The sequence below is a fragment of the Bartonella sp. MF74HXZ genome, from assembly GCF_042194445.1.
GTDB lineage: Bacteria > Pseudomonadota > Alphaproteobacteria > Rhizobiales > Rhizobiaceae > Bartonella > Bartonella grahamii.
In genome coordinates this window covers 125,182-137,452 of record NZ_JBHIMW010000003.1, presented here as the reverse complement: position 1 = coordinate 137,452, position 12,271 = coordinate 125,182, and the positions used below count along the sequence as shown (strand labels likewise).

General features: G+C 37.1%; 13 protein-coding genes. 11 read left to right on the top strand and 2 right to left on the bottom strand.

Annotated elements, in window-relative coordinates:
- The first annotated feature begins 184 nt into the window (after positions 1-184).
- The 4 genes from hfq (at position 185) to ACFIJ8_RS03390 (ending at position 5,016) form a co-directional block, all read left to right on the top strand.
- On the top strand, positions 185-424 hold the full coding sequence (gene hfq, locus ACFIJ8_RS03405) for an RNA chaperone Hfq (RefSeq protein ID WP_005773461.1): 240 nt from the start codon (positions 185-187) through the stop codon (positions 422-424).
- Between the two features lie 54 nt (positions 425-478).
- Positions 479-1,822: a GTPase HflX gene (gene hflX, locus ACFIJ8_RS03400; RefSeq protein ID WP_015856461.1), complete on the top strand. Its 1,344-nt coding sequence runs from the start codon at positions 479-481 to the stop codon at positions 1,820-1,822.
- 144 nt (positions 1,823-1,966) lie between these two features.
- The gene (locus ACFIJ8_RS03395) at positions 1,967-3,793 is read left to right on the top strand and encodes a hypothetical protein (protein WP_375639003.1); all 1,827 of its coding nucleotides are present in this window, start codon (positions 1,967-1,969) and stop codon (positions 3,791-3,793) included.
- Between the two features lie 146 nt (positions 3,794-3,939).
- Positions 3,940-5,016 (top strand): COX15/CtaA family protein, encoded by a 1,077-nt coding sequence (locus tag ACFIJ8_RS03390; protein ID WP_273788213.1) that lies wholly within the window; start codon positions 3,940-3,942, stop codon positions 5,014-5,016.
- Between the two features lie 20 nt (positions 5,017-5,036).
- On the opposite strand, the gene argC is transcribed toward ACFIJ8_RS03390, so the two are convergent.
- On the bottom strand, positions 5,037-5,969 hold the full coding sequence (gene argC / locus ACFIJ8_RS03385) for an N-acetyl-gamma-glutamyl-phosphate reductase (RefSeq protein WP_375639002.1): 933 nt from the start codon (positions 5,967-5,969) through the stop codon (positions 5,037-5,039).
- A gap of 322 nt (positions 5,970-6,291) precedes the next feature.
- Between argC and glyA the strand changes: the two genes are divergently transcribed.
- From glyA to nusB, 6 genes are all read left to right on the top strand, one after another.
- Positions 6,292-7,605 carry a serine hydroxymethyltransferase gene (glyA, locus tag ACFIJ8_RS03380; protein ID WP_015856457.1) on the top strand — a complete coding sequence of 438 codons (1,314 nt, stop codon included), beginning with the start codon at positions 6,292-6,294 and terminating at the stop codon, positions 7,603-7,605.
- A gap of 11 nt (positions 7,606-7,616) precedes the next feature.
- Positions 7,617-8,099, top strand: a complete 483-nt coding sequence (nrdR, locus tag ACFIJ8_RS03375) for a transcriptional regulator NrdR (RefSeq protein ID WP_015856456.1) — start codon at positions 7,617-7,619, stop codon at positions 8,097-8,099.
- Entirely contained in the window at positions 8,092-9,219 is a 1,128-nt protein-coding gene (ribD, locus tag ACFIJ8_RS03370) for a bifunctional diaminohydroxyphosphoribosylaminopyrimidine deaminase/5-amino-6-(5-phosphoribosylamino)uracil reductase RibD (RefSeq protein WP_273788158.1), read from the top strand. Before nrdR ends, ribD begins: the two co-directional genes overlap by 8 nt.
- On the top strand, positions 9,201-9,818 hold the full coding sequence (locus ACFIJ8_RS03365; protein WP_273788157.1) for a riboflavin synthase: 618 nt from the start codon (positions 9,201-9,203) through the stop codon (positions 9,816-9,818). The genes ribD and ACFIJ8_RS03365 overlap by 19 nt, the downstream gene beginning before the upstream one ends.
- Positions 9,819-9,899: 81 nt before the next feature.
- A complete protein-coding gene (locus tag ACFIJ8_RS03360; RefSeq protein WP_015856453.1) occupies positions 9,900-10,355 on the top strand; it encodes a 6,7-dimethyl-8-ribityllumazine synthase in 456 nt (151 codons plus the stop codon).
- A gap of 2 nt (positions 10,356-10,357) precedes the next feature.
- Positions 10,358-10,828: a transcription antitermination factor NusB gene (gene nusB, locus ACFIJ8_RS03355; protein WP_015856452.1), complete on the top strand. Its 471-nt coding sequence runs from the start codon at positions 10,358-10,360 to the stop codon at positions 10,826-10,828.
- A gap of 77 nt (positions 10,829-10,905) precedes the next feature.
- Here the strand turns inward: nusB and ACFIJ8_RS03350 are convergent, their stop codons facing one another.
- Complete coding sequence (locus ACFIJ8_RS03350) at positions 10,906-11,385, bottom strand: outer membrane protein assembly factor BamE (protein ID WP_273788212.1); 480 nt, start codon at positions 11,383-11,385, stop codon at positions 10,906-10,908.
- 220 nt (positions 11,386-11,605) lie between these two features.
- Between ACFIJ8_RS03350 and ACFIJ8_RS03345 the strand changes: the two genes are divergently transcribed.
- Positions 11,606-12,163, top strand: coding sequence for a DUF177 domain-containing protein (locus ACFIJ8_RS03345; RefSeq protein WP_375639001.1), 558 nt, complete (start codon positions 11,606-11,608; stop codon positions 12,161-12,163).
- Positions 12,164-12,271 lie beyond the last annotated feature (108 nt).

The following is a 12,271-nucleotide window of genomic DNA, read 5'->3' as shown; positions in this document are numbered from 1 at the left end:
AAAATTTTTAATTTAATATAGCTTTTCGTAAGTTGCGCTTTATTATTGCCTTAAAGAGCCGTTTTTTCTCTAATTTCAGTTGTTTGTTGCTAAATTTTGAAGCTTCTACGTTGACAATTGGATATTTTTCAGTCGATATGCATGCACGAATATTTTATGCAATCGAGATGAAGGTGTAAGAATAATGGCAGAGCGATCACAACACCTGCAAGATGTGTTTTTAAATACGGTGCGTAAGCAAAAAATTTCCCTTACAATTTTTCTTGTCAATGGCGTTAAACTCACAGGTATTGTAACTTCATTTGATAATTTTTGTGTTCTTTTACGCCGAGATGGACACGCGCAATTGGTTTATAAGCATGCTATTTCTACGATTATGCCTGGACAGCCTGTGCAGATGTTTGAGGGTGAAAGTCCTGAGTAAACATGTCATTTTAAGATAGATCTCTTATCCCATTTTAAAAGTACTTAGATTGCTATGATAAATGAAAATGAGAGATTAGGAGGGATATTTTCGCAGAATACAGGACAGGTGCGCGCACTTGTTTTGATACCAATTTTTCAAGAAAATAGAAGTGAAAGCTCTTTGAGAGAGTGTTCTATATCTTCTCGTGTTAAAGAGTCATTAGGCTTAGCGCGTGCTATACGGTTAGAAGTTGTTAATTATGAAACGATTAATATTGCAACGCCTCGCTCTGCAACTCTCTTTGGAAAAGGTAAAGTAGATGCGTTAACCTGTTACATAGATGAATATTCTATTGAGCTTGCGATTGTAGATCACTTTTTAACACCAGTACAGCAGCGTAATTTAGAAAAATTATGGAATTGCAAAGTTATCGATAGAACGGCTTTGATTCTTGAAATTTTTGGGGATCGTGCACGAACAAAAGAAGGAGTTTTGCAAGTAGAGTTAGCGCATTTGTCCTATCAAAAAGGACGACTTGTGCGTAGTTGGACGCACTTGGAAAGGCAACGGGGGGGGCGTGGCTTCTTAGGTGGACCTGGTGAAACGCAAATTGAAGCAGACAGGCGTCTTTTACAAGAGAAAATTATTCGTATTCGACGCGAATTGGAAACGGTTATTAAAACACGTGCACTTCATAGAGCAAAAAGGAAAAAAACATCTTATCCTGTTGTGGCACTGGTAGGATATACGAATACAGGAAAATCAACTCTCTTTAACCGTTTAAGTGGTGCAGATGTTTTAGCAAAGAATATGTTATTTGCAACGCTTGATCCGACTTTGCGCAAAGTTGTTCTTCCCCATGGAAAAACTATTCTTTTGTCTGATACTGTAGGGTTTATTTCTAACTTGCCAACAAATTTGATTGCAGCTTTTAGAGCAACCCTTGAAGAAGTGGTTGAAGCGGATCTCATTCTTCATGTAAGAGATATGTCAGATCTTGATCATCGTGCACATGCTCAAGATGTTTTAGAAGTGCTTTCAAGTCTTGATATCGATATTGATGATATGGAGCATATCATAGAAGTTTGGAATAAGATTGATATGTTGGATGAGCAGGCATTGAATGTTTTACAAACAAGCGCAAAAACACGATTAAATCCTGCTCTCATGGTATCAGCGCTTAAGGGGGATGGACTCGATCAATTATTAAGAGCCATTGAAAAGCGAATTTTTGGAGAGGTGCAAAGCATTGAATATCTTTTAAAACCTCATGAAATGTCGCTTATCGATTGGTTTTATGAAAACTCTGCGGAAATAATGCAAGAAGGACATGATGATGGGTCTGTTACCATTAGAGCCGTTATTACTTCTGAAGCAAAAAAACAATTAGAGAACATCAAAAAAAATATGAATTAAGTTCTTTAAAGCTATTGCTGAACATTTGTGCTTAAATTTTATGTTTTTATTATCTGAAAATAATATGACAGCAAGTTAAGAGGATAGTTACTACTTTCTCTTAATAAAACAATATGAAGAAGTATTTTGCTGGTTAAAATAAAGATGAGTCTTAAGTGTAATAAAAGACTATTCGTACGTACCGTATGGCGAAGCATTTTGATTGTTTTGCTATTACAAGTGCTATGTATATCTTTGATTTGGTTGTATTATTTTGTCCAGCCCCGTGGTTATCAAGCAACTTTAATATTTTCATTATCTGATTCTGTAGGAAAACCGTTACCAATCAAAAAGCAAGACAATGTTATCGCCTTTTTGTTTTCACAGCCTATGTTCTTCAATGATTCGCAATTTTCTTTAAGTGCTTTTAATAAGAAAAAAAATCATGAAAATATCCGTTTATCGCGTCGTGGTGATTTTATCGATTTGACTTTTGAAGCTGAGACACTTGAAGCAGCTCAACGTGGGTTGGAAACTTGGTTTTCCGCATTTTCACAAGCAATCATAAAACAGAAACAATTCTTGTTAAATGATAAATTAGAAGACAAACAATATGATAATACTGCAATCGTTAATATCGTGCAGGGATTTCGTACATCTGTTGAGTCTTTTATTCAGCAGGGTGTAAAACAAACAGAGCTTCATGATCTTTCTATGCAATTAACGGAAGCAACTTTAAAGCGTATTCATTTAACAAGTTTGAATTCAACGATTAACACGATGCGTGAAAAGGGACAGTCTTTATTGTCTTTATCGTTTATTGCAGGTAATTCAGCAATTGTTGCTCTGGAATCTAAACGTGATCTTTTGGAAACGCAAAGAGCACATATGGCGGTGCAATTGGGGTGGACACATCCTCAAATTAAAGCAATGACTGCGGAATTAGAAACAGTTTCTCATCAATTAAAAAATAAAATTTTACAAATCGTTTATCAAGTTCATTCAGATGAGGTTATTGCAACGGAATTAGAAAAACAGCTCAAAAAAAGAATGAACTTTTTTGTAAAAGATCAATCCCAATCTTTGAATGAAATATTTAACGAGTTTGAAAATAAAATAAAAGCAGCAGTCGATGCACAAAATAAAGCGATGAGTAACTCTGCTCAACGAAGAGAAAAAATTATTGGTTCATATCGGAGATTGAGTGATGATCCTCTTCTTTTACAAAACACAAATATCCACGTGGTTATGCCAACAACGTTAGCACCAATTTCTTTTATGACTCTTTATGGAAAAAATATTTTTGTGAGTGCATTGGCTAGCTTCCTTACTCTTTTACTAGGAATATTGTTATTTTATCCGTGCTTTAAAAGCAAAAAAGATCAACCTTCAGAAGAGGATTTGAGATCAAAAGAAAATGCTCTTAAGAAGAACGAGAGTATTTTAGTCTCTCAAGAAATGAAAAATCTTGAAGCTTTTATTACGATAGAGGGATTATCTGATGTTTTGAAATGGCGTGCTTCGACCATTATTTCAATCATTGGACCAGAGGCTGCACGGACAGCGGCAAAGCTTTCACTTCATCTCACAAAAGAGAACAAAACAATTTTGTTGGTCGATATTTCTGGTCAACAAATAGAGAAGGTCATTGGTCCACATCGCGGACTGAGTGATATTTTAACGGGCAATGCCCAGTTGCATGATGTTATTTACCGTGATTATGATACGGGGGTTGATATTCTTCCTCAGGGGTTAACAAGTGCTATTTCTGCACAAGATTTTTCAAATGACATTTCTCATATATTACAAGAATTTAAAAAAGAATATGACTTTATCATCCTTGAGATGGCAAGCGAACCAAAATATGGATTTGAGCAATTTGCAGAGCTAACAGACTATTATATTTGTAATACTGTTCTTAATGAACAAGAATGGATGATGCGGATGGTAAGCAGCTTTCCAAAGACTGTTTATCGCGTTGTTGCATCATAAACTTCGTAAAAAAGAAATATGTATCACATGTTATAGTAGTACGCTTGTTTTTTGCTAAAGTTATAGTACATACTAAAATACACAAAGATTTGATGTTTAAATTTTAAAATGCATTGTAGTTGGAGAGAAGCGTGGGGCAATCAGAGATGGCAGTAAAGAGATTAAACAATAGCATTTTAACGCCCGTGCAAAAGAAAAATAGAAAACAAATACAGGTGTGGCTTTACTCTATTTTATTGCTTTGTTTAGCAATTGTCTTAGTAGGTGGCGCTACTCGTTTGACGGGATCAGGATTATCTATAACGGAATGGAAGCCAATACACGGCGTTATTCCACCGATTGGTGTGGATCAATGGCAAGAGGAATTTTTAAAATATCAACAGATAGCACAATATAAGCTGCTTAATCCTGATATGACCTTAAGTGCTTTTAAGGTCATTTTTTGGTGGGAATGGGCGCATCGTGTTCTTGGGCGTCTTGTTGGTCTTGTTGCTTTATTGGGGCTCATTTGGTTTTGGGCGACTAAGCGTGTTGAAAAAAATATCTTACTCCCGCTTATTGTCGTGCCTATTCTTATCGCCTTTCAAGGCTTTATTGGTTGGTGGATGGTTGCTTCAGGGATTGGGCAAAGCAATTTAACAAGTGTGAGCCAATATCGTTTGGCATTTCATCTTATAACGGCATGTTTTGTTATTGTTTTTGTTACTTATTTATCTCGAGGACTTGCAGAATATTCAGAAAAGCCAGCAAATCAAAAGGTGCAATATTTTGCGGCTTGGCTTGTTGTTCTCGTCTTGATAGAGATTTATTTTGGAGCTTTGGTTGCGGGGCTTCATGCTGGAAAAGTCTATAATACATGGCCTCTTATGGATGGGCAGATTATTCCTGATGGATTGTTGCAGCTTCGTCCTGTTTGGCTCAATTTATTCGAAAATTCCTTAATGGTTCAATTTATTCATCGGTTTTTTGCTTATTTTTTATTTATTGTCTCAGTTATTCATGCTTTCTATGTACAAAAAAACATTCCACATTCAACCCATTCTCGTCGTGCATTTCTTATCTGTGTTATGATTATTATCCAAGCACTCTTGGGTATTTTAACGCTGTTACATGAGGTTCCGATAAGTTTAGGGCTCATTCACCAAAGTATGGCACTAGCAGTGTTGTGTTTTGCAGTTGCGCACTGGCGAGCAACGAAAGGGGCATATCGCGTTGTTGAATAAAAGTTTGTATTTAGGGAGTTTTAGTCGCTTGAAAGCATTAAGTCGAGGTTCTGGATAGCCGCAGCTGATGCGCCTTTTCCTAAATTATCGAATATGGCGCTGAGATTAAAAATACCTTCACGATCATTTCCAAATACGAACAGTTTCATATTATCTTTATTGGCTAAACACTCTGGATTAAGTCTTTGAAGTGAAGCAGTTTCTTCTTGTGATGCAACTAAAATGGTATTTTGTCCATCGTAATGGTTTGCGAGAATTTCGCGCAAATCAGAACAGTTTGCTGATTTTGTGAATAAATGGCGATGCAGAGGAAGATTCACAATCATCCCTTGGGGAAAACGACCAACACTTGGTATAAAAATTGGGGTTTGGTTGATTTGTCCATAAATTTTAATTTCTGGCACATGTTTGTGTTCAAGATTAAGACCATAGATAAAATAATTGTCCTGAATGTTTTGTTGAGATTGATTTTCCATTTGTAAAATCAACTGTTTTCCACCACCAGTATAGCCGGAGATTGCGTTAATCGATATGGGATAATAAGCGTCTAGCAGTCCTGCTTCACGGAGTGGGCGAATCAAACTAATGGCACCGGTAGGATAGCACCCGGGATTGGTTACATAATGTGCTGCTTGGATGCGCTTTCTTTGTCCTGCTGTCATTTCAGGAAAACCGTAAACCCAGTCTGGTGCAACACGGTGGGCTGTCGAGCTATCAATAATCCTAATGTTTTTATTTTTTTTTAGCCAATGAACTGTTTCGCGTGCAGCATCATCTGGAAGACACAAAATAGCAATATCGGCTTGATTAAGATAGTCTTGTCGCAGATGAACATTATGGCGATCTTTATGAGCAAGAGAGAGTAGTTCTAAATCTGTACGCTTCTCTAAGCGTTTTTGTATTTGTAGTCCGGTTGTGCCATGTTCACCATCAATAAAAACTTTGGTTAGCATTCTTATTTGCCTTGTATTAACTTTGCCTATTATATTCAGCTTTTCACATTATAAATTATTTTTAATCATTAAATTATTGAATTTCTTTAGATTATAGATACCTTTTGTAAAAGGTGTAAACAAATAAGAGTGTAAAAAAAGAAATGTAATCTCATTTTTCATCATTCTTGAGAGGGAAGTTTTTCACTGTTTTTATAACAAAGAGTAAGATAAATATTTGCATCATTATTTTTGAGTGTAAGTGGTTTAAAATGTTTGGTTTGCATGGTTTGCTGTGTTATCGTTCAGTGACTTTATTTTTTTTATGTTAGGAACGTGTTTTATGACTCAGCAAGCAAGTGACGCAGAAAAGCGCTTTTTTAATGATAATTTACAAACTGTTGATGGTGCAATCTTTGATGCAATTAGAGGGGAGTTTGAGCGTCAACAACATGAAATTGAGCTGATTGCTTCAGAGAATATTGTTTCAAGGGCGGTCCTTGAAGCGCAGGGGTCTGTTTTAACTAATAAGTATGCAGAAGGTTATCCAAGAAAGCGCTACTATGGCGGGTGTCAATTTGTTGATGTCGTTGAAGATTTAGCCATTGAAAGGGCAAAACAGCTTTTTGGTGCTGCTTTTGCGAATGTACAGCCTAATTCTGGTAGTCAAATGAATCAAGCTGTCTTTTTAGCTTTACTTCAGCCTGGTGACACATTTATGGGATTAGACTTAAATGCTGGTGGTCACCTTACGCATGGTTCATCTGTTAATATGTCAGGAAAATGGTTTGATGTTGTTTCCTATGGTGTGCGTCAAGAAGATCAGATTATTGATATGGATGAGGTTGAGCAGCTTGCAAAAGAACGTAAGCCCAAACTTATTATAGCGGGTGGCTCATCTTATCCACGGCTATGGGATTGGAAACGATTCCGTGAAATTGCAGATGAGATTGGTGCTCATCTACTCGTTGATATGTCTCATATTGCCGGTCTTGTTGCTGGTGGCGTGCATCCTTCACCCGTTCCACATGCGCATATTGTAACAACAACAACACATAAGTCGCTTCGAGGTCCTCGTGGTGGTTTAATATTGACAAATGATGAGTCTTTATCCAGAAAAATTAATTCTGCAATTTTTCCTGGTCTTCAAGGTGGTCCTTTAATGCATGTAATTGCGGCAAAGGCTGTTGCGTTTGAGGAGGCTTTGCGTCCTTCTTTCAAGAGTTACAGTGCCAATGTGGTCGCTAATGCGAAAACTTTAGCAAAAATATTACAGAGTAATGGTTTTAATATTGTTTCTGGTGGTACAGATAATCATTTGTTGTTGGTTGATTTACGTTCCAAAAATCTAACAGGTAAACGTGCTGAATTGGCTTTGGGGCGCGCTCGTATTACCTGCAATAAAAATGGTATTCCTTTTGATCCTGAAACGCCATCTATAACATCGGGAATTCGCTTGGGATCACCTGCTGCCACAACACGTGGTTTTTTAGAAAAAGAGTTTATTCAAGTTGGTCATCTGGTTTCAGAAGTTCTTGATGGTCTTCGGAGCGCAAAAAGTGATGAAGATAATTATGCCGTTGAAATGGCTGTTGAGAAAAAGGTAAAAGATATAACGAGTCAATTTCCTCTTTACTCTTATCTTAGTACTCGTTAAGGACACAAAAGATGCGCTGTCCTTACTGCCAATATGAGGATACACAGGTTAAAGATTCACGTCCAGCAGAAGAGGGGGCAGTGATTCGCCGCCGTCGTGTGTGTTCCGTTTGTGGTGGTCGTTTTACAACTTTTGAACGTGTTCAGTTGCGTGAGCTCTTGGTTGCTAAAAAAAGTGGACGATGTGAACCATTCGATCGTGATAAGTTAATGCGATCAGTTGATGTAGCTGTACGTAAGCGCAATATTGATCCTGATCATATTGAACGAGCAATTTCTGGCATTGTGCGCCAGCTTGAAAGTTTGGGAGAACCAGAGATTGCTTCAGAAAAAATTGGACATCTTGTGATGGAAGCATTGAAAAGAATTGATGATATTGCTTATATTCGTTTTGCTTCTGTGTATCGAGATTTTCGTAATGCAAGCGATTTTCACGATGTTATAGATGAATTGTCAAAGGGTATCGCGGATACAGAATCTCGTTTTGATGAATAAAAAAGTGCAAGATGAACGGTTTATGGCTGCAGCTATTCGTTTAGCAGAACGTCATGTCGGTCTTACAGGTGAGAATCCTTCCGTTGGTACGTTAATTGTGCGAAACGATAATAGTGCGGGGGCATTTATTGTTGGCTATGGCGTAACAGCTATTCATGGGAGTCCTCATGCGGAAGTGCAAGCTTTACATATGGCTGGTTCTTTAGCTCAAGGAGCGACTGCTTATGTTACTTTAGAACCTTGTGCGCATTATGGAAAAACTTCGCCGTGTGTAAATGCACTTATTGATTCAGGTATTTCTCGAGTTGTTGTTGCGCTGACTGATTGTGACAAGCGTGTTGATGGTCATGGTATTGCTCTTTTGCGAGCAGCGGGTATTGAAGTGGTTGAGGGAATTTTAGCTGAAGAGGCTTTTGAATCTTTATGGACACATTGGTGCATAAGGAAGATACAACGCTGTGCGGTCACTTTTAAAATGGCAATTTCTGCTGATAATGGTGTTGGAAAAAGAGAAAAGGGCAGCGTAAAAATTAGTGGAACACTTTCTCATGCTCATACGCATATTCTACGTGCCCAAAATAATGCTATCCTCGTTGGTATTGGCACTATATTAGCAGATGATCCACAACTCAATTGCCGCTTGCCAGGGATGGAGGTGCGCTCACCAATTCGTATTATTTTGGATGCAGATTTATCTATCCCACTTGATGCAAAAGTTGTCCAAACAGCCATGAAAATTCCTACATGGGTTATTTGTGATGTGGATCTTTCAAAGAAAAGCAAAAAAAATGCATTGGAGCAATATGGTGTGTCTGTTTATTCGGTAGAGATGAACAATGGTTGTGTAGAACCCTTTGCTCTTTTACAGATGCTTTATAAACATGGGATTAATAGTGTTTTATTGGAAGGGGGCGTAAAAACAGGGGAAACGTTTTTAAATGCTGGTTGTGTGGATCATTTGATATGTTTTTATGCACCCGTTATTTTAGGCGAAGGTCGTGTTGAAGCCCCTCATTTTGGAAATTATCTTTCGCAATTTCATAAGGTTGAATCAAGAATGTTTGGAAATGACCGTTTTTATAAATGGAGGCGTAAAGCACTATGTTCACAGGGATTATAACAGACATCGGTTGTGTTGAAGATGTACAACCTTTAAAGCAAGGGCTGCGTTTAGATATTTCTACGCGCTATGACATACAGAGTTTAGAAATTGGTGCATCGATTGCGTGTTCAGGGATTTGTCTGACAATTGTAGAGCGGGGGGTACAACAAGCGACTGCTGGTTGGTTTGCTGTAGAAGCATGGGAAGAAGCATTGCGTTTGACTAATCTTGCACAATGGACAAAAGGAACTTTTGTTAATTTGGAACGTTCGCTTCGATTAGGTGATGAAATGGGAGGACATTTGGTTTCTGGTCATATTGATGGTTTGGCTGAAATCATTGATCAAAAAAATGAAGGGGATGCAATTCGTTTTTATTTAAAAGTTGCAAGACAATTTATGCCTTTCATTGTCAATAAGGGATCTATTGCACTTAATGGGACATCTTTGACTGTTAATGGTGTTGAGGATTGTGTTTTTGATGTTCTTATTATTCGCCATACACTCGAAATGACAACGTGGGGACAAGCTAGAATTGGAGATCGGGTCAATTTGGAAATTGATCAACTTGCTCGTTATGCTGCGAAACTTTTTGCTTTAAAAAGAGAAGATGAATAAGCCAAAACTCTATTGATCGTTTTCAGAATTTTATGCTTTATAACTTTGATTTTTTTGATTCGTTTTTTGTGGAATTCCATTATGATGAAAGAGATACGTAAAAAGCCTCACGTATTGATTGTTGAAGCACGTTTTTATGAGGGGATTTCTGATGCGCTTTTGAGAGGTGCAGTGAATACTTTGCAAAAAGCTGAAGCAAGTTATGATGTTGTAACGGTTCCTGGAGCATTAGAAATACCAAGTGCAATAGCTTTTGCTGAACAAAATAACATATCTTATGATGGTTATGTTGCTCTTGGTTGTGTTATTCGGGGCGAAACATATCACTTTGAAATTGTTGCTAATGATTCTTGTCGTGCATTGATGGATTTAACTGTTCATCAGCATTTGGCTATTGGAAATGGTATTTTGACTGTTGAAAACGAAGAACAAGCATGGGTGCGTGCAAAACTAGATGACAAAAATAAAGGTGGTTTTGCGGCTGAAGCTGCTTTATGTATGATCGCTCTAAAAAAGAGATTTGGAGATAATCGTTAAATATGGCTGATATAAAAAGCAGACATTTTCCGCGTTCAGCCAATAAACGTGGAGCAGCAAGACTCGCTGCAGTTCAAGCCCTCTATCAAATGGATATCGTGGGTTCGGGGGTGATGGAAACAGCAGCTGAGTATGAAGCTTATCGTTTGGGAAAAGATATCGATGGAGACCAGTATCTTGAAGCTGATTTTCAATGGTTTTTGGCTATTATAACGGGTGTTGTAAAAGATCAAAAGCAGCTTGATCCTCTGCTTCATCAACAGCTTTCTGCTGAGTGGTCTCTTTCACGTCTTGATTCTATATTGCGAGCAATTTTACGAGCAGGTTTATGGGAGTTGATCAACCGTAAAGATGTTCCTGTTGCGGTTGTCATGAATGAATATGTTGACATAGCGAAGGCTTTTTTTGAAGGTGATGAGCCAAAACTTGTTAATGCAGTTCTCGACAGTATGGCAAAAAAAGTCCGCCTATAAGAGCTAAAAATCCCTCTATTATTAGGTCTGGTAATATCAGACCTAATAATATTGAGACGGTATGTAGACTATATGATTTAGTTATGGGGTGGCAAATTCGCAGGGCCTTTTATAATTTGAATTAAGAAAGGATGTTCTTTTGTTACAGTTGGTGTTGTTTGTGTAATAAAATCAAATACTTGACCGTCTTGTAATCCGTAATTAGCAACTTTTGCAACCTGATCATTTTTATTGAAGTAAATGGCTAAAACTTTGCGATCAATAATCTTTGTTTTCATAAACTGCATCCCACGATAGCGTGTCTGTGAGATGTAATAAAAAACTTCATTATCATATTTTGTTTTTAATGAAGGGGTTCCTAAAGTTAAAAGAACTTGCTCTTGACTTGAACCAATAGCAATAGAACTTAGAGCATTTTTATCAAGAATATAGCCCTCTCTATAAATTTGGCTCGAACCTGAAGAATCGAGAAGACTACACCCAGCAAGCATTCCTATACTTGCTATTGATAAACCAATCAATAATTTACGTTTGATTAAGGCTATTATGTGAGGCATTTGAAACAATGATATCTCCCTTTATACTGAGATGTAGGACAAGAAGGCAACCTCAAGTTTTTTCTAATTTTAACTTAATCTACCGTAGCTTACACTGAGTTTCCCTGTTATAAAGCAAATTATGCCATATAGAATTTCTTTAGAAAAGAAAAAAATGCATAAATACTTGAGATAAATAAAAACACAGTGTTTTATGCGTTTTTATGTTTGGGAGTTGTCAATGAATGTTCAAAATGTTCCTCAAATGACATTTGCTTTGGCTTATCCAATATCTGTACGTTCTCTACCTGCTAAAGGTATAAGGGTTCATTTTTGTGCAAACAAAAAAGAATGTAAAAATTTAGCTCAGAACCATGATTTAATTGAAGTAAAATCTTGTGAGGGAAATTTCCATATTTTCCCGTGGAAAAAACGCGGAGTACGTATAAAAGGTCTGTTGCAAGCGCGCATACTACAGTTATGTGTCGTTACATTAGAACCATTAGAAAATATCCTTTGTGAAAATATTGAGGTTGTTTTTGTTCCTGAAGATTCAAATTTGATGAAGCCAAAAACATCAGAGGATACAGGAGAATTGTTTTTAGATGTGAAGGGGCTTGATACTCCTGAAGTGTTTTATGATGATAAAATTGATATTGGTGCAATCATGGAAGAGTTTTTTGAGTTGTCTATTAATCATTATCCACGTAAAGAGGGGATAAAGATGGATATGGTTGAAAATTTAGAAGAAGCAGAGCAAAAATTCTCGCCATTTTCTGTTTTGAAAAATTGGAAGTAATTGTAAAAACATAAAAAAAAATATCTATTGTATGCTAAACGGTATTTTCTACGGAGCGATTTTTGCAAGATTTGCTTTGTGAGTGTTCAGGAGCCGAAAATCATAATA